General features: G+C 48.7%; 18 protein-coding genes. 2 read left to right on the top strand and 16 right to left on the bottom strand.

Features of this window, described 5'->3' with window-relative positions; genetic code table 11:
* Positions 1–17: 17 nt before the first annotated feature.
* The 5 genes from C7E00_RS06270 to C7E00_RS06250 are packed head-to-tail and all read right to left on the bottom strand — an operon-like array spanning position 18 to position 6382.
* Entirely contained in the window at positions 18–2216 is a 2199-nt protein-coding gene (locus C7E00_RS06270; protein ID WP_105303479.1) for a hypothetical protein, read from the bottom strand.
* Between the two features lie 2 nt (positions 2217–2218).
* Positions 2219–3298 carry a glycosyltransferase family 4 protein gene (locus C7E00_RS06265; protein WP_105303478.1) on the bottom strand — a complete coding sequence of 360 codons (1080 nt, stop codon included), beginning with the start codon at positions 3296–3298 and terminating at the stop codon, positions 2219–2221.
* Positions 3295–4509, bottom strand: a complete 1215-nt coding sequence (locus C7E00_RS06260) for a glycosyltransferase (protein ID WP_105303477.1) — start codon at positions 4507–4509, stop codon at positions 3295–3297. Before C7E00_RS06260 ends, C7E00_RS06265 begins: the two co-directional genes overlap by 4 nt.
* Positions 4506–5855, bottom strand: a complete 1350-nt coding sequence (locus C7E00_RS06255) for a sugar transferase (protein WP_204378583.1) — start codon at positions 5853–5855, stop codon at positions 4506–4508. Before C7E00_RS06255 ends, C7E00_RS06260 begins: the two co-directional genes overlap by 4 nt.
* A 5-nt stretch (positions 5856–5860) precedes the next feature.
* A complete protein-coding gene (locus tag C7E00_RS06250) occupies positions 5861–6382 on the bottom strand; it encodes a serine acetyltransferase (protein WP_204378582.1) in 522 nt (173 codons plus the stop codon).
* 100 nt (positions 6383–6482) lie between these two features.
* On the opposite strand from C7E00_RS06250, the gene C7E00_RS06245 reads away from it, so the two are divergent.
* Complete coding sequence (locus tag C7E00_RS06245; RefSeq protein WP_105303475.1) at positions 6483–7424, top strand: DUF6625 family protein; 942 nt, start codon at positions 6483–6485, stop codon at positions 7422–7424.
* On the opposite strand, the gene C7E00_RS06240 is transcribed toward C7E00_RS06245, so the two are convergent.
* Complete coding sequence (locus tag C7E00_RS06240; RefSeq protein WP_105303474.1) at positions 7387–8607, bottom strand: glycosyltransferase; 1221 nt, start codon at positions 8605–8607, stop codon at positions 7387–7389. The two genes, C7E00_RS06245 and C7E00_RS06240, sit on opposite strands and share 38 nt — an antisense overlap.
* Positions 8608–8687: 80 nt before the next feature.
* On the opposite strand from C7E00_RS06240, the gene C7E00_RS06235 reads away from it, so the two are divergent.
* Complete coding sequence (locus C7E00_RS06235; protein ID WP_105303473.1) at positions 8688–10193, top strand: lipopolysaccharide biosynthesis protein; 1506 nt, start codon at positions 8688–8690, stop codon at positions 10191–10193.
* On the opposite strand, the gene C7E00_RS06230 is transcribed toward C7E00_RS06235, so the two are convergent.
* The 10 genes from C7E00_RS06230 to C7E00_RS06185 are packed head-to-tail and all read right to left on the bottom strand — an operon-like array spanning position 10184 to position 20921.
* A complete protein-coding gene (locus tag C7E00_RS06230; RefSeq protein ID WP_105303472.1) occupies positions 10184–11203 on the bottom strand; it encodes an acyltransferase in 1020 nt (339 codons plus the stop codon). The two genes, C7E00_RS06235 and C7E00_RS06230, sit on opposite strands and share 10 nt — an antisense overlap.
* Positions 11172–12290 carry a glycosyltransferase family 4 protein gene (locus C7E00_RS06225; protein WP_105303471.1) on the bottom strand — a complete coding sequence of 373 codons (1119 nt, stop codon included), beginning with the start codon at positions 12288–12290 and terminating at the stop codon, positions 11172–11174. The genes C7E00_RS06230 and C7E00_RS06225 overlap by 32 nt, the downstream gene beginning before the upstream one ends.
* Entirely contained in the window at positions 12290–13954 is a 1665-nt protein-coding gene (locus C7E00_RS06220; RefSeq protein WP_105303470.1) for a DUF6311 domain-containing protein, read from the bottom strand. Before C7E00_RS06220 ends, C7E00_RS06225 begins: the two co-directional genes overlap by 1 nt.
* Positions 13935–14840 (bottom strand): glycosyltransferase family 2 protein, encoded by a 906-nt coding sequence (locus C7E00_RS06215; protein ID WP_105303469.1) that lies wholly within the window; start codon positions 14838–14840, stop codon positions 13935–13937. The genes C7E00_RS06220 and C7E00_RS06215 overlap by 20 nt, the downstream gene beginning before the upstream one ends.
* Positions 14837–15796: an acyltransferase family protein gene (locus tag C7E00_RS06210; protein ID WP_105303468.1), complete on the bottom strand. Its 960-nt coding sequence runs from the start codon at positions 15794–15796 to the stop codon at positions 14837–14839. Before C7E00_RS06210 ends, C7E00_RS06215 begins: the two co-directional genes overlap by 4 nt.
* Positions 15793–16911, bottom strand: a complete 1119-nt coding sequence (locus C7E00_RS06205) for a DegT/DnrJ/EryC1/StrS family aminotransferase (protein ID WP_204378581.1) — start codon at positions 16909–16911, stop codon at positions 15793–15795. Before C7E00_RS06205 ends, C7E00_RS06210 begins: the two co-directional genes overlap by 4 nt.
* The gene (locus tag C7E00_RS06200) at positions 16904–18121 is read right to left on the bottom strand and encodes an ATP-binding protein (protein ID WP_105303467.1); all 1218 of its coding nucleotides are present in this window, start codon (positions 18119–18121) and stop codon (positions 16904–16906) included. The genes C7E00_RS06205 and C7E00_RS06200 overlap by 8 nt, the downstream gene beginning before the upstream one ends.
* Positions 18111–19130, bottom strand: a complete 1020-nt coding sequence (locus C7E00_RS06195) for a hypothetical protein (protein WP_105303466.1) — start codon at positions 19128–19130, stop codon at positions 18111–18113. Before C7E00_RS06195 ends, C7E00_RS06200 begins: the two co-directional genes overlap by 11 nt.
* Positions 19127–20572, bottom strand: a complete 1446-nt coding sequence (locus C7E00_RS06190) for a hypothetical protein (protein WP_105303465.1) — start codon at positions 20570–20572, stop codon at positions 19127–19129. The genes C7E00_RS06195 and C7E00_RS06190 overlap by 4 nt, the downstream gene beginning before the upstream one ends.
* Positions 20547–20921, bottom strand: coding sequence for a DUF2304 domain-containing protein (locus C7E00_RS06185; protein ID WP_105303464.1), 375 nt, complete (start codon positions 20919–20921; stop codon positions 20547–20549). Before C7E00_RS06185 ends, C7E00_RS06190 begins: the two co-directional genes overlap by 26 nt.
* Positions 20922–20930 lie beyond the last annotated feature (9 nt).

Here is a 20930-nt window from a genome sequence, read left to right as displayed (position 1 = left end):
TCTCCCCTTCATATCCTTCAGCTTTCCGGAATTTCCAGTTTATGAACCCAGTATCTGGTTTCATTCTTATTCGGTGCCGACCAGTCATGATTCACTTTCAGGATTGCCCAGCTGTCATTTTGCCAGAGCAATGAGCATTGGCCACTGTTCACCACTTTCACGTATGCCTTATCATACCATCCGCGATCATCCCATACGGAGATCGTATTGGAAATGATGACATAGTCTGATCCATATTCCTTTATGACATCCGGAAGCTTGGAATAGTCCGGGTTTTCTGAAATCGATGTTGATGCAAATCTCGTATTCGGATACAGCAGCGTAACCAGGTTGTAATTCTGCTGATACTGGACCGGATCGCTTAAGACAGTTCTCCATCTGATACTGCTGAAGACACTGATCACATCTGTGGTATAGCCTCTGAGGTTGATATCCTGGGACAGGATTTCCGGCAGCTCCTGTGCATCTGAGATATTGTTCTGAATATAATCATAAAGCTCATAGTCATCATCAGTGACCTTCGTTTCCCAGTTCCAGTCTTCCCGGTCTGATACCAGCGTGGAACTCACTGCTTCCGTCAGATTCTGATGCGCATAGAAAGCGGAGAAAACCCCGGCGATTCCCAGCAGGACATAGCTCAGGAAAGAAAGTACTTTATCTGCGTTCCAGATCAGGAATATCAGCGTAAACGGATTGATGATCAGGTCAAATGCCCGGAAATACGCGCTGGAAGTCAGATACCTGGTTACCGGACTGTAGGAGAATGGATTCAGGAACAGAATTCCGAGAACAATCAGGAAGAACTTGAAGCGGTTTTCCTTCTTCAGGTTCACGAAAAGAAGTGCAATCAGCACATAGAGAATCAGATTCCGGATCAGTTCGTAAGTACTTGTATGAGAAGTCAGATTCACTTCCATGTCATAAGCAGATGGCGAAGAAAAATACAGCATCATATCTGAGAAGCCATTGCTGCGATTCAGATAGACAGTAAGACCAACCAGAACTGCAAAAAGCACCGGCAGGATCCGTACGCAGACCCGGCATAAGACATCCAGATGTTTCTGCAGCAGGAAGACAATGCCAATCAGTGCTGCAGTGATTGCAGCAGTGAATAGAATGGAACGCAATAAGGAATTATGTCCGAGGGTAATCAGAATTCCATAGAAGATGACCGGCACGCAGGAAAAAATGAAGAGATTCCAGGCATCTCTGTTTTTCTCCTTTGCCCAGCAGAGCGCGAAGAAAAGACCGACACAGAGAAAGAGATCGATGAACAAGCTGGAAGAGCTTACTGAAATGCCAGCCAGATAAGTCATGGCTGCACTGGCATACAGCATCTGCTGCTGAGAACGATTCTTTTCCTTAAGGATCCGGAAGACAATCAGGACACTCCAGCCGATGATGATCGTCCGGATCGTATTTCCGAAGAAGCCGAGAGTCGTATTGAAATAATTCGTGAAGTATGGAGAAAGGATCAGCACCGCAAAGATCAGGCCTTTCCATTTCTGCGTGCGATAGAGCACATTCACGCTGGAAACCGTCAGATTGCCTAAGCTCATTCCATACAGAATCGTAGCGCCCCAGATATAGAGCGGAGTCAGGATTTCACTGAAGCCCGTCAGCTGAACTGCCCACCTCAGAAGAATACTCCAGAAATAGTAATAGCCCTGGAAATCATGCAGGTTCTCAATTCCTTCATAGTGATAGCCGCTGGTGTAGTCAATATGTCCGAATACGGAAGCCTTCGCATTTTCCAGAACCTCGGAAAGATAGGTGATGGAATCATAGAAGATATTATTTGTGGTCCATTGTGCTGAGGCCTTGCACAGAATCACGGTGACTGCAATCCCCGCAAGCAGAGACACCAGATGTTTCCAGGAAGGAAGCACATCCGATCTGGTGATCAGGCACAGAACTGGCCCTGCAGACAATAGAACCGGAAGAAAGTAAAACGCAATCTCAGTACTCAGGTCCAGGCAGATGCTGAAAAAGATCTCGATCTGAAATAACCCGAGAATCACGAAAATGCCGAGGAATGTGCAGTCGGCGTTCTTCAGGGATTTGGCATAATGCTGAATCAGCCTGCCCCAGAAATAGCCTGACAGCATCAGAATTCCGACCATCAGGATCGAAAGGGAAACATAATCCGTATTCCAGTGGCTGAAATAGAAGGAAATTGCTTCCCCGATCGATGTAAAAGAAGTATCTCCTGCCATAATCACCCTCCCTGTCTGATTTCTCTGAATACTGAAATGAAATCGCGGACCATCTGCTCATAGCTCCAGTCCCGGATTACTGTTTCTGCCCGTTTTCCGAGCTGATCGCGATGCGCTTCGTCCTCCAGCAGTTCTCTGATCTTTTTCTGAAGCAGGTCAGCGTTCTCTGCCGGAATCACCTCAGCTGCCTGATACCGTTCTGCAAATTCAGCTGCCGCCATGCACCGGTCGGTTGAAAGAACCGGTAAGCCGAAGGCCATTGCCTCATTGATCACCAGTCCCCAGATATCATATCTGGTCGGCAGCACGAAGAGATCTGCAGCCGCATAATAGTCCGAGAGTTCCTGCTTATTCATGAATGGAAGAAAATGCACATTGCTCATGTGATGAGCGCTGAGATATTCCTGGACTTTCTGTTCCGGAGTGCCGCCGATGATCATGGCTTCGGCATCGATTCCTGCCATTGCCTGAACCAGCAGATCATAGCCTTTTCGGGGAATCTGCTGCCCGACCGAAAGAATCATCGGCTTGTCAGAAATTCCGATTTTTTTCCTGCATGCCTGTTTTTCCAGTCTCTTTCCGGCACAATCAAGCAGTTCCTGCTCTGACATGCAGGCAAAGTGATAAGTGAATATCTTCTCTCTTGGAACATGATAATAGCCGAAATAACGCTGATTGACCGTGATGCCTGAGCTGAGATACCAGTCATACTGCTTCATGACCGCCCGAATGGCAAAATCCAGCAATCCCCTTGGGATTGCTAATCCTCCGTCGGCGTGCATGATAGCGGGTTTCTTTTTCCGATGGAATGCGTGCAGAGCCTTCTGATTCCATCGGTTGGAATAATCCGAGCAGATCAGCAGATCGCACTGATCTGCAGCGTTCCGGATTCTGATGTTTCCATCTCCTTCATCGAGGAAGGCTGCTTGAAACGTATGAAAGCCATAGTCATACCATTGCTTTTCCCGATCAGATTCTGCCTTCATCTCAAACAAGGAAAGAAGTTCGGTTTCTGTCCCGAGCTGGTTCATGAAAGCTACTTTATACGGAGATGGCGCATTGCTGACCCAGCAGACTTTCATAGCGGAAGCCCGGTCCTTTCAATATACAGACTGCGATAAGCACCAAGCATGGCATCCTTGGAATAGCGCTGGGCATGGATCATGCAGTCAGAACGCTTCAGAACAATCTTCCCGGAGGCAAGTGCCTGCACGGCATCATTCAAGGCGTCCGGATTTCCGCGTTCTACCACGATCCCGGTCTTTTTCGTCAGCATTTCCGTGCTGCCTCCGGTCTGATAGGTAATGACCGGGCAGCCGCAGGCCTGAGCCTCAATATTCACCGTAGGAAAGGTATCCTGATAAGTCGTATTCAGAAGCACATCTGCTGCCGAATAGATTTGCACAAGTTCCTGCACGCTTTCTGTATGCGGAATGCAGAGAACCTGGGGCAGATCATGAAACAGCGAAGCCTGTTTCTTCGTTGTGCCGACGATGATGAGCTTCTGGTTCTGTTTCAGCATTCCGGCAAGTTTCTGAAGGTCCGCAAGTCCTTTTTCTCTCGTCCAGGGATTGGCAACCGCAAGCATAACGAAATCCCCTTCCATGGAATGGGAAGAACGGAATGCGGAAGTCTCCGGATGGAAGCAGGCAAGGTCGATGCCATTGGAAATCTGAATGATCCTCTGATCTTTCAGAAAAGACTGCTTCACCTGCTCCCTCAGCCAGATAGAGGGAGTCACAATGGTCATCTGCCCGGGCTTCAGAGAATTGAAGAGTGCTTTCTTCTGTTCATAGTTTCTTGTGACATGCGCCCCGTTCCAGGTGACCGGATACTGTGAAAGGCCCGGGCAATGGGCACACTCGGTCTTCCATCGGTCGCAGCCGACATACTGAAAATGCGCGCAGTGTCCGGTAAAAGCCCAGCAGTCATGCATGGTCCAGATCACTGGCGTATCAATGGTCTTCAGATAATGAAACAGCACTTCGACATTCAGATAATAGCCATGAAGATTATGCAGATGAATGAGATCCGGCCGGAAAGCTTTCAGATTTTCAACCATTCTCTCGGTTTCTTCGGTATTGCAGAAGCCCTGGCGGTCTGAAAGGAAAGTGAAGACTGCGTGTTCTGCGTTTCCCATGAACTTCGTGACCCGGAATGCATCCGCATCTGTATGGTTTTCCTTGCGGCCGTAATAGATCCTGCCCTGGACTCCCGGAATTTTTGAGAGCTGATAGACGATCCTGCCAGTGCTGCCGGTCCCGATGATGGAATTGACGAAGGCGGCTCTCATGATTCTTCCACGCCTTCCGTGCTGTCTTTCTTGAACAGAATCTTGAAAGTCATGAACATGATTCTGACGTCAAGACCGATCGAGAAATGCTCAATATAAATCAGATCAAACAGCAGCTTGTCTTTCAAGCGAGTGTTGTATTTGCCGTAAACCTGCGCATAGCCGGTCAGTCCTGCTTTCACTTTCAGGCGGTAATTGAATTCCGGCAGGTCTTTCGTGATCTTCTCTACGATTTCCGGGCGCTCGGGTCTCGGACCGACGACCGACATATCCCCTTTCAGAATATTCAATAACTGGGGAAGTTCATCAATCCGGCAGGAACGGATGAATCTGCCTACTTTCGTAATGCGGCTGTCATGTTCGGAAGCGAACCGGGCAACTCCGTCTTTTTCTGCATCGGTACGCATTGACCGGAATTTGATGATGCCGAATTTCCGCCCGAACTGAGTCAGTCTCGTCTGCACATAGAAGATCGGGCCATGGTCTTCCGCTTTGATGGCAATGGCGGTAACCAGAAAGATCGGAGACGTAATCACGAGAAAAACAATGGCGAAGATGATATCAAAAAGACGCTTGAAGATCTTCTCGATCTGACTTGGCCCGAACGTATTCGTCTTAAGGACCGGGGTATCAACCAGATAGACATTGGTCGCACTGTTGATGAGCACATCGCAGATATCCGGAATCAGATAGAGACTCTTGCCATATCCGTAGCATCTGCTGACCAGATATTCTTTTTCATCCGGAGTCAGTCCGACTGCGATCACGCAGTCATAGCTCTGGATCATCTTCTCATCAGAGATATAGGAATCATATGGAATCTGATTCTGAATATCGTAGCTGTTGGACTGATACTTCAGAATACGCTGATAGATCGAAGGATCTTCCTGTTCAAAGATCATCAATGACTTTCTCGGCGGGAATATCCGGTAGTAGATCTTGTTATTCAGGATGTTCAGGAATACGACAACTGCGATTTCTGCGACGAAATACAGCACGAAGTCCCTTGCTGGAAGTACTCTTCTTCCGACCAGCATGGCCAGGATGAAGATGCTTGCATTCGAAAAAAAGAGACTGATGATATGTGAAAAAATAAGGTCTCCTGTGGTCGAATATCCGATCTGGAAGCCTCCGTACATCTGGTTGAATACTACCAGAAGAACCATATAGATTCCGAGCACTGCCCAGTTTCCGATCCGGTAGAAATATGCAAACGTGCGGAAATACTCAAACCAGATATAGTAGAATACTGCCCCCAGAACCAGAATCGTCAGCGTGTTCATTGCGGCCGAGACGGTACGCTGCGTCCGTTCATCCCTGCGTAACTGCATAACGGAATTATACAATGAAATCAGTCTGATGTCGCTTGCGACCTGGAAAGGATGCGCGGATGCGGCATGACCACCGTGCAGTTGTCCGGGATATCTTCGGCGACGACGCAATTTGCTCCGATCCTCACATTGTTTCCGATATGAATCCCTCCTACGAGCATCGCTCCGGCTCCGATTTCCACATTGTCGCCGATGACCGGGGCACCGCCATTGCCGCCGCCGATGGTTACCTGATGGAGAATCGTGCAGTTTTTCCCGATCACTGCCTCGTGGGAAAGAATGATTCCTTTGATTCCATGAGGAAGATGAGGAGGTTCTGCAAACTGAGCACCATATCCGAGATGCGTGCCCATGGAAGCGTTGTTGAACGCATCCATGCGCTTGATGCGAAACAGATACCAGGTGCATACCATTTTTTCGAAGAACCCGCCATGATAGGAAACCACGCGTTCCCGCATCTTCCAGTATTTCTCATGGGAATAGTGTTCTACTTTGGGCTGAAGCCACTTCTCCGGACCGCTCAGGATTACTTTTCTTGCCATACCTGAATGTATTCTATACAAGCTCTCTCTGACTTTGCAAATGAGAAAGGATCTGATATAGTTCGTAATTAGTCAGAAACACAGAGTTCGGAGAAGATTGATGTCTGCAGAGATTGCACTTGTGATTCCATGGTTCGGTAAATTTCCTTCCTCTATGCCGCTATGGCTGAATTCCTGCCAGTATAATCAGGAATTTGATTTTCTGCTGTTTACAGACGATCATTCTGAACTGGACTTTCCTGCTAATGTGAAGCTGGTTTATTTGTCCTTCTCAGAATTCCGCACGCTCGTTCAGAAAAATTTTTCCTTTCCTGTTTCTCTGGAGCGTCCCTATAAGTGCTGCGACTTCCGTCCGGCGTATGGCGAAATTCTCTCTGAATATCTGAAAGATTACAGCTTCTGGGGACATTGCGATCTCGATGTGATCTTCGGCAATCTGAGTCATTATGTCACCGATTCCATCCTTTCTGAAAATGACCGTCTGTATTCCTCAGGTCATTTCACCCTTTACCGCAATACCCCCGAAGTAAATGCCTGGTATAAGACCCTTGATCCGCTTGGATGCATGAATTGGAAAACGGTCTTCACATCGTCAGAAAACTGTGCCTTTGATGAATATGCGGAATGGCATGGCGGCGGAATGGCAGAAATCATCCGGAGAAATGGAAAACGGTTCTATGATTCTGTCGATTTCGCAGATATTCATGCCAACATCAGTTCTTTCAAGGTGCGCAGTCAGAAGGAATGCAATGTGCCGGAACTCTATTTCTGCTTTGAAAACGGAACCCTGACGGCAAGATCTTATGGAAGAGTGCTGAGAGAAGAGATGTATGTCCACTTCTCCCAGCGCAAGATCACAGTTCCTTCCGGAATCGATCCGGATCATTTCTTTCTGACTGCTCCCGATCTCATCGTTTCCAAGGAATCAGAAGCCATGAAAAAACACCCTTCTTCCCTGCTTCGCTATACGCTTGACTATCAGGGAAAACGGGTGAAACGCAAGCTCAGCAAGCTGTTCCACATTGCGGAAAAGCGCAGCTGACCATCTTCTCATAGAGAGATAAATACGAATCTGTGAACTGCTTCATGGAATACCGCTGTTCTGCCTTTTTCCGGCAGAATGCTGCGTATTCCTTTTTCTTTCCGCTGAATTCAAGTACTGCTTCCATCAATGCATCGAGATCATTCTCTCTGACTGCTTTCCCGGTTTTTTCATCGAGTGCTTCCGGAGCTCCGCCGACCTGATACGTGACGGCCGGGGTTCCGCAGGCAAGCGATTCCAGGATGACAGTCGGAAAGTTATCTTCATGAGTCGGAACGACTGTGACATCTGCTGCACTGTAAAGATCTCTCAGCTCTTCTTTGCTGGAAGTTCTTGGTAGGGCAATGATATTCGAAGGAAGATCTTTTCTCCTCTCTTCCGGCACTCCGACCAGAACGAGAACATGAGTTTCCGGCAGTCTTCTGCTGAGCTCCAGATAATCATGAAAGCCTTTGGCTTCCGAAAGAGACAGGGCAATGCCAAGCACGATCTTCCGATCGTTCAGATGAAGGTGGTTGCGGATATTGCTTACAGATGGATAGAACACGGATAAATCAATGCCATTCGGGATCACCGTGCAGGGAAGATCCTTGAGAAAGGACTGTTCCACCTGTTCTTCCATCCACCTGCTCGGGGTGACAATCTGAAGGTGGTGGAATCCGGACATGGCTTCCCGCTTCTTCTGGTAATTCTCTCCGGAACGATCAAAGAACCAGGAGTACCGTTTTCTTAACGGACAGTTTTCGCACCCGGTCTTCCATTTTTCACAGCGCTCCCACGTATAATACGGGCAGTATCCCGTAAACTGCCAGCAGTCATGAAATGTATAGACGACCGGAATTCCAGCTTCTTTCAGATACTGGAAGAACCTGGTCAGGTTCAGATCATGGCCATGGATCGTATGAATCTGTACGAGATCTGGCTGATAGTCCTTCAGAAACTGAATCAGACGACCGGTCTGCTTTTCTGACACGAAGCCATATCTGCCGCTGATTCGCGAGTGCAGAGCATTGAGTTTGATTTCCGCATCGGATGCGTATCGATACCCATTTTCTGCAGGATCTTCTCCGAAGGTATACAGCATCCGGTTCTCAATGCCATGTTCTGTCATTGCCTTGGATAGAATTCCCATCAGCATGCCGGTACTGCCATGGCATGCACTGTTCAGCTGGACTACTTTCATCTGGAACTCCGTTTCTTCTGCAAAAAGCTGTTTCCATTATATAATTGAAAAGCTGTTATTTTGAAACGATTGAGGTGCGCATGTCAGAAGAAAACCGGCAGATCAAATACGGGGCAATGATTTCCTATCTTGCCATCATCCTGAATTCCGTGATTTCTCTTGCTTATACGCCATGGATGGCAAACCAGCTTGGAAAATCGCAGTACGGCCTTTACAATCTTGCGTATTCCTTTGTCCGGATGTTCCTCGTGGATCTCGGCCTCAATGCGGCAGTCTCCAGATTTGTGGCAAAGTACCGAGCAGAGGGACGGGAAGACAAAGTAGAGCACTTTCTCGGAACCGTCACGAAGTTCTACCTGGTCCTCGGAGCAATCATCTGCGCCATTCTGATCGTGGTCTATTTCTTCCTCGGAGACATCTACCAGGGACTGACTGCCGAAGAGATCGTCATATTCCGCAAGATCTATCTGATCATGGCTGCAGCCACGGTATTTTCATTTCCGTTTCTTTCTCAGAATGGCATTCTGACTGCTTATGCGGAATTCATTCCGCTGAAGCTCTGCGATCTCGGGCAGAAGGTATTGTCTGTCATACTGATCATCATTGCCTTGCTGAATCATATGGATGTCGTGGCCGTGATGGCTGCGTATGCAGGTTCCACGATCGTATTCATCCTCGTCAAATACTTCATCATCCGCAATGGGCTTCATCTGCGGATCATCAGCCAGAGGAATGACCAGGAGATGCGTACACAGATTCTGCAGTTCACGGCCTGGACCGCTACGACGACCATTGCCGAAGGATGCACGTACGGACTTGCTCCGACGATTCTTGGCATTGTTTCCAACACTGCTCAGATTGCTCTGTTCTCCCCTGCCAATTTCCTGGAAGGATATTTTTCTACCTTTGCAGCAGCGATCAACGATATGTTCCTGCCGAGAATCAGCCGGTATATCGCCCAGGGAAAAGAAAACCGGATCTATCCGCTGATGGTCATGGTCGGAAGATACCAGCTTGCGTTCATGGGACTGATCTTCATCGGGTTCCTGTGCGTAGGCAATACGTTCATGGTTACCTGGATGGGACCGGATTATCAGGGGGCTTATCTCTGCACAGTCCTCTGCATCATTCCTGACATGCTGAATGTGACTCAGCAGATTGCCAATACTGCCGTCATTGCAGAAAATAAAGTCCGCCAGAAAGGCATCGCTCAGATCGTCAAGACGATTGTCTGCGTCATTCTTTCGTTCCTGCTCTCTTCGAAGTTCGGAGCACTTGGCGCATGCATGGCAATCTGCATTGCGTCTCTGACAGAGTTTGCAATGATGAATCATGTCTACCAGAAAGAACTGAATCTGGATATCCGTTCCTTCTTCCGGGAATGCTACCGTAGCTTTCTGCTCCCGGATGCGATTGCGTTAGCTGCCGGCTATTATCTCTGCAATGTCGTATTTGCAGGGGTCGGATGGAGCTCTGTAGTGATCCAGATCCTTGTGGTTGTGATCCTCTACACAGTATTAGTCTGGCTGATGGCGCTGAAGCCGGAAGAAAAAGCATTCCTGAAGCAGAAGCTGTTTCATAAGTGAACCGGCACGCCTCTGCCGCCGCTCAGGATTCCGTAGAAACGAGGCATTATGTGCTGCATGATGGCTGCTGCAACCCAGCAGAGGAAGATGGAAAGAACCGCAAGCCCGAAATAACCGGCAATGACAGAACTATCTGAACACGCGACATGGGAGGTATAAATACCTTGCAGATAGCTGATCACCTTTCCATGCACCGCATACAGAAACAGATTCCAGGAAGCCGCCAGTTCGATTCTGCTGGCGGTCTTCTGTTTCTTCATGCAGGCTTCTGCAAGCTTTCCGATCGGATAGATCCAGAGAATCAGCGTGATCCGATCGAGCAGGTCATACCAGGAAGAGGGAAGAAACAGTACAAGGAGACTGCAGAGCAGTGCAGAAGGAAGCGTGATCTTTTCGGCAATTCGCTTCAGTTTTTCTTTCCATTCCGGATACTCCGCAAGCAATGCCCCGAAAAGGAAGAAGCAGAATGGAATGCGGATCCGATAAGAGACCGGAAGAAACCAGAGAATCAGAATACCGGCAGCGGCCAGATGAGGAACCTCTTTCGTCAGACTGCGCAGCAGCGGCGACAATAGAAGCAGACCGGACAGATCCGTCAGAAACCAGAATGGCATATAGAACGGAGCCGTATGAAACGGAATGCCGATCAGATTGCGGAACCATTCCTGAAAAGACCAGGAAAGGATGCCGGAAGCATTGCCTCTAAGATCCATCAGAAACAGATCTGTCAGAATCCAGATCAGATTCCAGAGAACCAGCGGGATCAGAATCGTTCTGACTTTCTTCTGAAGCATCAGGCCATACTGAAATGGGTGCACGAAAAGCAGGTAGCCTGAGATCATCATGAAGATCGCATCCCCTGCATCCGCAAGCATCAGAAACGGCTTCAGAACGATCGGAGTTCCGACCTGATAGGCAAGAATCAGATTCCCGGAATGGACAAATACGACCAGCAGCGCCGCACAGACGCGCATTGCGTCAATCGTTGTATTTCGGCTTGAGTTCGTCATAGAGCTCCAGGATCATCGGATCGATGGTTTCTTCGGAATAATTCAGGGCTTTCTGCCTGGCATTGCGGATAAAGGTTTCCCGAAGGGTCTGATCTCTGCGCAGAGTCTGATATTCTTTCCGGAACCGCTCTGCATCATTGACTGGGTAGAGATATCCATCTTCACCGCTTTCAATGAGGTCATGATTTCCGCGCACATCTGATGCAATGATCGGGACACCGGCAGTCATCGCTTCAATGACGCAGACAGGAAGTCCTTCGCGGAACGAAGGACAGAGAAACAGATCCATGCCATAGAGCAGTTCATAGATATCATTCCGGTATCCTAACAGCCGGACTTTTCCTTCCAGGCCAAGCTCTCTGATCTTCTCAGCATAAGTGCCATGCCAGAGGTCCGTTCCGCAGATCACATAGTAAAGCATGGGATCTTCCCGCAGCTCTTTCTGCAGAGCATTCATCACGAACAGGTGATTCTTGTTCTGATTCAGTTCTCCTACCGAGATCATCACGAATGCCGCTTCGGGAAGACCAAGCCGTTTCCGGATCACGCTGCGATCGGTACGGGCAGCTTCAATCCGGGAAAGATCTACTCCTACCCCTGGAATATAGACTGCATGTCCGCCCGGGCGGTAATGGAACTGCTGTGCTGCCGCATAGTCTTCCTGATTGATTGTTACCAGACGATCGGTATGATGCGCTGCAATGCGTTCCATATTCCGGTAGATCAGCTGATTCTTCAGCGGAGCACCTTCGTAGAAATGGAAGCCATGCGCAGTATAGATGACCTTTGTCCTCAGCCCTTCCGCAGCCATCCGTGTAAAGAAGGAAGCCAGCGGCGTATGCGTGCTGATGATGTCATAGTCTTCTTTCTTCAGAAGCTCTTTCATGAATCGGTATGCTTTCAGGTTATCGGCAGACGTCGGACTCTTGGAAAAGCAGACATTGTATTTCCGATGAATATCATCGTTGATATAGGTTCCATTGGCAGCGACATCGATGAGATTCCCCTGCTCATGGAGCTTATGGATAATCCGGAGATGATGGTTGATGATGTGAATATCAACCGTGGCTGCAAACAGGATCTTCATCACTTCGCCTCCTCTGTGCAGGAAATCGTGCTCTGATTGCGGATATAAAGGGTCCCTTCCTGCATGTTTTTCACGAATGCAAACTGATCCAGCCAGCTGTCCTGCGGTTCATAGAAATAGTGGCTGTCAGTATGGTCCACATAAATATAAGCCGGATACCGGTCTTCATGAAGACAAGCATAGGCATCTTCCGCAGCAGTATACTGATCTTTCTCCCAGAAATAGAGATAGGTGGAATTGGCGGCAATTCTCTTATTGCAGGCCAGATATTCCCAGCTCTGCCCGGTCACGAGGGAAACGCTGCTGCATTCTTCCATGGCATTGATTTCCCTGATATCTTCGAGTCTGTGTTCATACTGCATCACGGCTTCCTCAGTATCCAATATACCCTTGAGCGGACCATCTTCGATCTCAGCATCATAGCCGCTGATTCTGGCTCCGAACACATAGCTGCACTTATAGAAGGCAAAGACCGAAATCACCGCAATCACGAGAAGCTGATTCCATTCCCTGCCTGAAAATGCAATACACGAAACGCTGCCAGCAAGGATGAGCGGGCTGCAGAAGCTCGAGGGACCGACATTGCTGGAAAGTGAAATCATGAGGGCATAGAAAACTGATACGCCATAGATCATCAGAAGGTCATTGCGCTTCTTCTGCAGCAATGCCTGAAGGCCGGAAAGACAAAGCGGAATCAGCAGGGCAGCATAAGTTCCGGATTCCATCTGGTACCCGGAAACACATACGGCATAAATCATGGAGCAGAGATTGATCCAGAACGAACACCTTCTGAGCCTCTGCTCCTTCTGAGGGTCCTTCAGAAAGACAAGGGTCAGAATGAGTTCTGCTGCAAAAACTATGAGAAAGAAACCAAACAGCAGATATAATCTTCCGCCATTGCGGATCGCCATTTCAGGAAACGTCATCTGATGGGACGGATCGATCAGATGGACCAGAGATTCTGAAAAGTTCTCAAAGGATCCGTTTCTCCAGAGAATCATCAGAAATATGACAGCGATGGTCAATGCCCCGGCAGTAATTCCCTTCCAGGCACTTCTGGAGAACCAGGCAGGCTTTACCGCCGCAATAACGGTCAGAATCAGATACAGAAAGATCAGATACGGGGTATTGATCACCGCGCATGCCATCAGAATGCCGCAGAGATAGAAGCGAAACGGATGTCTTCCTTCCATCGGATACACCAGCATTGCCAGAATCACTGCTGCTGCCCCCATCGTGTTGTAGGAAAGCGACATGATCTGAAATGGCGTGAAGACGAGATACAGCAGCGATGCGAGAATCGATGAAGGCCCTTCGTTCCGGAAGCGCACATAGATCATGAGTCCGGTGAACATCGTCAGGGCAACGTAGTAATGCCGGAAACCGAGCAGAATCCCATCGGTGCCGCCGTGGACTGCGGTATAAAGCTCATAGAGCGGAGTCAGGAAGAACCCGATCATCTGAGCAATATGCCAGTCATCCGCAAACATCCGATCGCCCGCGGCAAATCTCTTTCCGATCGTCACATAGAACTGTTCATCGGAATAGCCCATGCCCTGGCGTGCCTTCCATAGCTGCACCAGCAGAACCGCAGTGAAAACACCTGCATAAAGCAGGTCCTGTGTTCTGAGGTTCTGGTGCTGTTCAGAAGGTCTTGAATCCATAGGATTTCTTTCCGATGGCCCGATCGGCGCAATAGCAGAGATATCGGAAGAACAGTGCGGGGGTAACGCCGCATTGTTTCAGATAGCCCCAGGCATCTGCCGTTTCTTTCCGAGGCAGGGCATAGCGCCAGCGTTCCAGTGCTTCCATCTGCCGGATTCCTTCCTGTTCTCCTGCAGGAAGCTGATCGAGCTCTGCACTGATTTTATCAAAATAGAGCTGATCATACGATACGAGTTCCTGATAGGTCGGCACCTTTCCTCGAACTTCATAATGAATGGTCAGAAGATTCTGATCCAGATAGGCAAGGAGATGGTGCTTCAGAATCCTTCCCATCATCTCATAGTCTTCAAACTTCCGCAGCGATTCATCATAACCGCCGGCATCTTTCAGGATCCCGGTGCGTACCAGAAGGTTCGAGCCGCTGCCGACATACAGCATGCGTCCGAGGATATACGGATATACTGCTCCCTCGGTCTTTTCTGCATTGAGAAACCGTTTCCCGCCGGCTAGATATTTCGTAAAGGAACAATAGCAGCAGCTGTATTCCGGTCCCTTCCGCTCCAATAGCGCAGCCTGTGCCTCCAGTTTTTCCGGAGCGATTTCATCATCGTCATCCAGAAATGTGATGCAGTCCCCCCTGGCCTGTTGCAAGCCGCGGTTTCTGGAATACGATGGGCCGCGGTTCTGTTCATTGACCAGATACGTCACCCGATCTGAATAAGGAAGGATCGCTTCTGCCGTTGCCTTCTGCTCTGGCGTATCGATTCCGTTATCATCGACTACAATGATTTCATGGGCAGCAGTCTGGCGGTCGGCGCAGGTGATTGCACGGGCAATCTGCTCTGGCCGATGATAGGTTGTGATCACAATGGAAATAAAGGTCATCGATGCGTCTTCACCGCCTTTCTGATTGTTTCTGCAGCATACACGATCAGGAATGAGCCTGCAGAAAGCAGAGCGAACTGGATCCAGGGACTTTCAATCTTCCAGGTTCCCAGATAATAGACAAAGATATGGGCAAGATAGAGATCCATGCAGTTCTTCGAGATCCAGACGGCAGAGTTCCTGATTCGTCTGGGATTCCGGCTCAGCAGCAGATACAGAAGCGAGGAGCAGAACATGCCATAAGACGAGAAATACAGCGAAGGCGGATATTTCATCGATTCCAGAAACGGGAATCCCGAAAGTCCTCCGGCAATGAGATAGAATACCAGGAACAGCAGCGTGAACCGGATTCTTCCCTTCTCTTCCAGATCCGTATACGAAGCCCCGAACCAGGCAAGCACGGTGAAGCCTACGGTATCGCTGAAAAGATACGTTAACACTTTCTGAACCACATAGTTCTGCATCGGACTGATCAGAAACCGATAGATCAGGTCATTGACCGCCAATGCGGCTATACCGATCAGAATCCGCTTTTCTGCAGGCATCTTCCTGGTTCTTTCCTGCAGGATCGGAAGCGTGATGCAGTTGAAGAAGAAAACCCGGTACACCCAGACAAACATGATTCCGGATCCGGTCATCAGAAATGAATTCAGGATCACGTTGCTGGAGATTCCGGAATGCAGAATGCCATTGAAGAACAGAAAGAAGATAATCAGAAAGATCCATACCCGAAGAATCAGCTTCCGGAATCTTCTCAGAAGATAGGTTTTCTGGTCAGGACGGCTTCCCTGAATGGAATACACATACGACATCCCGGAAAGAAAGAACAGAAGCGGCACATCAAACTCCCGGATATTCTGAAACGAATCCGGGAATGAAGTATGGGCGGCAAACAGCAGAAACAGCGCGATTGCCCTCAGAAGATCTGCAGTCCTGTCTCGGTAGGAAGTAGTCATGCGTGTACGCTCAGATCCAGAATGATATCGCAGATCCGATCTACATCATTAAGAGACAGATCTGCATACAGCGGCAGCGTCAGCACCCTCTGACTGATATGCAGAGCAATCGGAGTATCTTCCGGATTGTACTGTCCCCTGTAGCACTCAAAGCTGCTGGTGATCGGATAGAAGTATTTTCTCGCCCCGATCCCATGTTCCGCCAGCGCTTTCATGACCTCATCTCTTCCGGCTCCGAACTCCTTTTCCTCAAAGATGACCGGAAAATATGCATAATTCTGCTTCACGCCTTCCTGAATCACATTAAGCCGAAGCCCTCTGACCCCCTCAAGGCGGCTGCGGTAATGATCCGCGACCTTCTTCCGCTTTTCAATCTCAGCATCCACATGCCGGAGATTGCAGATGCCCATCGCGGCACAGAACTCATTCATCTTGGCATTGGCACCCACCGCATCCACCGTTTCCGCATCGCGGATTCCGAAGTTCTTGAGTCCATAGATCTTTCTGCCAAGCTCTGGATCATGGAAGGTCACCGCGCCTCCCTCAATCGTATTGAATACTTTTGTCGCATGGAAGCTGAAACAGCTCGCATCTCCGAAATTTCCGACACCGATGCCGTGATAGGTTTCTCCGAAGGTATGGGCAGCATCATAGAGAACCTTCAGTCCATATTTCTCTGCAATCTTCTGAATTTCTTCCACATGGCAGATATTTCCGTAGACATGAACCGGAACAATTGCAGTGGTATGTTCATTGATGAGCGCTTCAATCCTGGAAGCATCGATCGTGAAATCATCCGGATCAATGTCGCAGAAAACCGGCTTTGCCCCATTGCGGACAATGGCGTGTGTCGTAGAAGCAAACGTAAACGGGGTCGTGATGACCTCGCCATGAAAGTCCATTGCCTGCATCGCCATCTCCAGAGCCATGTGCCCATTCGTCAGCAGCTCGAGGTGTTCCACTTTGAGATACTGTTCCAGCTCGTTCTGCAGTTCCTGGTGCTTGACTCCCATATTGGTCAGCCAGTGGCTGTCCCAGATCTCTCTGATTTCCTCCACGTATTCTTCCAGAGGGGGCATGGAAGAACGGGTAACTAATATTTTCTGATCACTCATGGCTGGTATCCTCATCCAGAATGACGGTATAGAAGTCCGTCATGCGTCTTAAATAATACTCCATTGTGTCACGATCCGGAAACTTCAGAAAGATGATGCCGAGAGCACCGGCAGAGTTCAGAAAAGGGACGACCTGATCACCAGGTTTCTTCCAGAGTTCTTTCCGGATCAGATATGGGTTCAGTTCTTCTGAGAATCTGATGCCAAGGTATTTTCCTCTTCTGGCAGAATGAAGATTATGCGTCGCATAAAACGGATGTCCTGCTGTTTCCTTCACCGATACTGATTTCCCCATGGCTGCTTCAATCGTCATCCGAACGATATCCTGGTCAAAGATCATTCCCATCAGTTCCGGAATCATGTTGCCGCCATTGCGGGGCCCGGCATCCAGCACAAACACCCGGTCTTTCTGATCGAGGATCAGTTCCACGTTCATAGCGCCATTCTGAATCTGGAGTTCGGAAACCATTCTCGAAAGCGTATCCTTTACAAGCCTGAGCTGCCCATCGGAAAGAAATGGCGGATAGCTCTTGCCCATCGGAACAAGCGGGTTGATCCGCTCATCCCGATAACAGTTCATCAGTCCCCAGAGTGCTACCTTGCCGTTGACTACAAACAGATCGCCGCCGATCAGATAAGGGGTGCTCTTCGAAACATACTCCTCAATAATGATTTCATGCGCCCTGCTGTAAGAAAAAGCTGTTTCTGCAGCACTCTGCAGTCCCTCAGAACTCTTCAGCAGCGTGACACCTTTGCTGCCGGAAGAGTCTGATGGTTTTACGAGCACCGGATAAGGGAAATCAGATGCATCTTTCAGCGCATCATCCAGATCCTGATAACTGCTGGATTCCGGGCAGCTGAACCCATGGCTTTTCAGAAACTGCCGGAAAAGATGCTTGCTGCAGAGAGTTTCAACCGAATGAAACGGATTTCCCGGAAGATGCATCTGCTCTGCTACCCAGGCAGCAGTCGGCGCCGCAGGATCGGAAGCATAAGCAAGAATGCCATCAATCTGTTCCTTTCTGGCAATATCAAGAACCGCATCACGATCAGTGGTTGAAATATTGTAATAATGATCTGCGGCAAACTGACCAGGATTATCAGGGAGATAGTCGCACAGTACTGTTTCATATCCCATATTTCTCGCTTCCCTGATTGCAGTGACCTGCTGGGCAGATCCACCCAGCAGCAGAATTTTCTCAGCTTTCATATTCGTTCTTCCGGTTTCTATGCCGATTCACAACTCGTCTGACTCCTTCCGCAAGATTTCCCCCGTTCTTCAGATACAGCCATTTGAACTGGAGCCACCGGGAAGCCTGCAGAAGCTTGTCATTTCTTCCCATGATCCGATCGAACTGCTTCTCGTAGAACGGATCCGGAATCAGATATTCCGGCTCTTTCATCGGAAACTGCATCGGATAGGTCTTCATATTGAACGTTTTGCGGACAGCCTTCGGCATCCGGTTCAGATCTGCTGCATGAGCACTTCCTTCTCCATAGCCGATATTGCTGATGAGATTGCGCTTCGGAACGACAATCAGCTGATGCTGACCATAGGCAGAGAATTCCGTATAGAATTCCGAAAATGCCATATGGCCTTCAAAAAACTCATTTTCGGCATACCCGAGAATCTTTTTGCGGAAGTCTTCATTCTTCTTTGTCTCTTCTTTCAATAGTGACATCACATAGGAATCTCTTCCGAAGTCACGGCTGTAGAACTGTTCATAGGTTCGCTTCCACATGCCGAACCCGCTGATTGCCACTTTTCTCGAAAAGAACCAGTCTGAGGAAGCCGGCTCATAAACCCCCATCAGATTAAGCCCTGTGATTGCAGAAACTCGTGTATCATTCCGGTATTTTTCAAAAATTTCCTGGCAGAAACGGAAATAAGTAACGTCTGGCAGAATATCATCTTCCAGGAGAATGCAGTAATCCGCATTCGACCAGATCAGATCATGTCCCTGCTTTCCGGTCGCATACAGACCTTCATTATGGTCATGGTAAAGCTTATAGACTTTGCAGTCCCAGTCGATATGGGATTCCACGTACTCCCGATTCAGACGGATCTTCTTCCATTCATCATCATTTCTGCCTCCGTCCGAAATCAGAAACAGAGTGCTTGGCTTTGCCTCGGCAATCCGATCAAACTGCCGCTTCTGACATTCCGGGCGGATCCATATATTCACTCTGACAGGTACATCTGTCTCACTAGGTTTCATTGCAGATTCTTCCTTTCATAAAGACGGTAGGTACGCTCAGCGCCATCATATTCCCCGGTTTCCTGTGCAATCAAGTCATATTCCGGAAGATCGAGTTCATGGTCCATGGAAATCAGGTATCTGATTTGTTTTTCTTCAATGCAGTGAAGTCTTTCCTGTTTCATCTCTTCTGTTTCACTGTTGATGGCAGAGAAATACCTGCAGGCAGGAATTTCTCCGCCCTCCAGGTAGAATCCCTGGTCATACCCTTCCAGCATCAGATAAGAAGCACCAGGATCATAGCTCTGAATCAGAGATACAAAATCCTGCTGCACGGATCCTTGTCTTCCAATCGCACGGAGATTGGAAGAGCCGAAGGCGCATAGAACCGAAAGACCAGTTGAGAGACTGATCATGACTTTCCGATTCATCTTCCTGGAAACTATAGGAACCAGGAAGACACTGAAGCAGATCATCGGAAGAATATAGTAAGCGATGAAGATATTGCCAATAAACGAGATGAAATACCAGCAGAGAAAGATCAGAATCAGCAGATTTCGTGCCGCAGGCTTCTGATGGAATTCATGGATTCCCGCAAAAAAACCGATGGTACTGAACAGAATCAGGACCGGATTATTCTTCAGGTAGAAGAAGTAAGCTCTTGCCATCCGGTAGATTCTGGTCGGGATTCCTGCAGAAGCCGGATACTGGTTCAGATTGTATCCGAAGTAGACTTTCAGAAAATCGGAGAGGTTTCCATTCATGGAAAACAGAAGCACTGTGATCAGCACGGGCACAAGGAAACCAGCAATCGCTTCCATGATGCATGGAAAGAGTCTGCGGCGATCCTGTCTGGCCTGATAGAGAATCAGCGCAATCGCCAGTCCGGCAAAAAAACCGCAGAGCGTGAATTTCATCAGAAATACGGCAGAGGCGAGAATGCCGATCAGGAAGCAGTCTTCCTTTGAAAAGGATTCTTCCGCAAGAATTCGTTTCAGAGAAAGAACCAGACAATGCATCAGAAGCGGCAGAGCAAGTTCCTCGACACTTCCCCCGCCGAAGGAGAATGCCTTGGCAGTGACGATCGCAATCGCAATCAGAAGCAGCCCGGGAAACGGATGTTCCGTCTGCAGAAGCTTCAGAAGTTTCCAGCATTCCCATAAGAACCAGAACAGGGAGAGGACCTCAATCAGATATACTCCTGCAAAGGAGCGATCAGAGATCATAGCAGCAACTGCATACAGAACATACAGCAGAGGCCCTTTATGATCAAACAGGTCCGTATACATCTTTTTCCCCTTCAGCATGCCCCGGCCGATGGTCAGAAAGATATTCGCATCGCTCCATGGATTCCGTTCATACAGAAACGAAGAACGTGAGAAGATGGTAATGCAGAAAAAAGAGATCAGCAGAAGACCTGCTGCCGCTGTTCTCTGCTCATTTTTCTGTTTTCTGATCGTCATCCTGATCCTTCTTCTGCCTGAGAAGCGATAACTCATAATTCAGCTTGCGGATATCCTTGTCCATCCTGCTCATCTGCATATACAGGAAATAATTCAGCAGGAACAGGATCGCCGTCATGAACAGGAGGATGAAGTTCGTGACAGACTGAATGCCGATCAGATTTGCCATCCATCTGGCTACGCCAGGCCAGATCGCAACGATCAGGACAAAGACTGCCCAGGTGATCCAGACAACCGCATAGCGGACATTCATGCGGGACTTTGCAGAGCCATAGATGACAAAGATCAGGATGCCGAGGGATGCGAGAATCAGCACCCATCTCAGCCCTTCCGGAATACCAACGGTCATAGAATCTCC

It is taken from the genome of Anaerolactibacter massiliensis, assembly GCF_900290205.1.
Taxonomy (GTDB): domain Bacteria; phylum Bacillota_I; class Bacilli_A; order Erysipelotrichales; family Erysipelotrichaceae; genus Bulleidia; species Bulleidia intestinalis.
This window is presented reverse-complemented; position numbering and strand designations above follow the sequence as displayed.

What these genes read in the sequence shown, in the direction of transcription:
- C7E00_RS06270 (WP_105303479.1), bottom strand. Translation starts at nt 2,216, where the DNA reads ATGGCAGGAGATACTTCTTTTACATCGATCGGGGAAGCAATTTCCTTC.
- C7E00_RS06265 (WP_105303478.1), bottom strand. Translation starts at nt 3,298, where the DNA reads ATGAAAGTCTGCTGGGTCAGCAATGCGCCATCTCCGTATAAAGTAGCT.
- C7E00_RS06260 (WP_105303477.1), bottom strand. Translation starts at nt 4,509, where the DNA reads ATGAGAGCCGCCTTCGTCAATTCCATCATCGGGACCGGCAGCACTGGC.
- C7E00_RS06250 (WP_204378582.1), bottom strand. Translation starts at nt 6,382, where the DNA reads ATGGCAAGAAAAGTAATCCTGAGCGGTCCGGAGAAGTGGCTTCAGCCC.
- C7E00_RS06245 (WP_105303475.1), top strand. Translation starts at nt 6,483, where the DNA reads ATGTCTGCAGAGATTGCACTTGTGATTCCATGGTTCGGTAAATTTCCT.
- C7E00_RS06240 (WP_105303474.1), bottom strand. Translation starts at nt 8,607, where the DNA reads ATGAAAGTAGTCCAGCTGAACAGTGCATGCCATGGCAGTACCGGCATG.
- C7E00_RS06235 (WP_105303473.1), top strand. Translation starts at nt 8,688, where the DNA reads ATGTCAGAAGAAAACCGGCAGATCAAATACGGGGCAATGATTTCCTAT.
- C7E00_RS06230 (WP_105303472.1), bottom strand. Translation starts at nt 11,203, where the DNA reads ATGACGAACTCAAGCCGAAATACAACGATTGACGCAATGCGCGTCTGT.
- C7E00_RS06225 (WP_105303471.1), bottom strand. Translation starts at nt 12,290, where the DNA reads ATGAAGATCCTGTTTGCAGCCACGGTTGATATTCACATCATCAACCAT.
- C7E00_RS06220 (WP_105303470.1), bottom strand. Translation starts at nt 13,954, where the DNA reads ATGGATTCAAGACCTTCTGAACAGCACCAGAACCTCAGAACACAGGAC.
- C7E00_RS06215 (WP_105303469.1), bottom strand. Translation starts at nt 14,840, where the DNA reads ATGACCTTTATTTCCATTGTGATCACAACCTATCATCGGCCAGAGCAG.
- C7E00_RS06210 (WP_105303468.1), bottom strand. Translation starts at nt 15,796, where the DNA reads ATGACTACTTCCTACCGAGACAGGACTGCAGATCTTCTGAGGGCAATC.
- C7E00_RS06205 (WP_204378581.1), bottom strand. Translation starts at nt 16,911, where the DNA reads ATGAGTGATCAGAAAATATTAGTTACCCGTTCTTCCATGCCCCCTCTG.
- C7E00_RS06200 (WP_105303467.1), bottom strand. Translation starts at nt 18,121, where the DNA reads ATGAAAGCTGAGAAAATTCTGCTGCTGGGTGGATCTGCCCAGCAGGTC.
- C7E00_RS06195 (WP_105303466.1), bottom strand. Translation starts at nt 19,130, where the DNA reads ATGAAACCTAGTGAGACAGATGTACCTGTCAGAGTGAATATATGGATC.
- C7E00_RS06190 (WP_105303465.1), bottom strand. Translation starts at nt 20,572, where the DNA reads ATGACGATCAGAAAACAGAAAAATGAGCAGAGAACAGCGGCAGCAGGT.
- C7E00_RS06185 (WP_105303464.1), bottom strand. Translation starts at nt 20,921, where the DNA reads ATGACCGTTGGTATTCCGGAAGGGCTGAGATGGGTGCTGATTCTCGCA.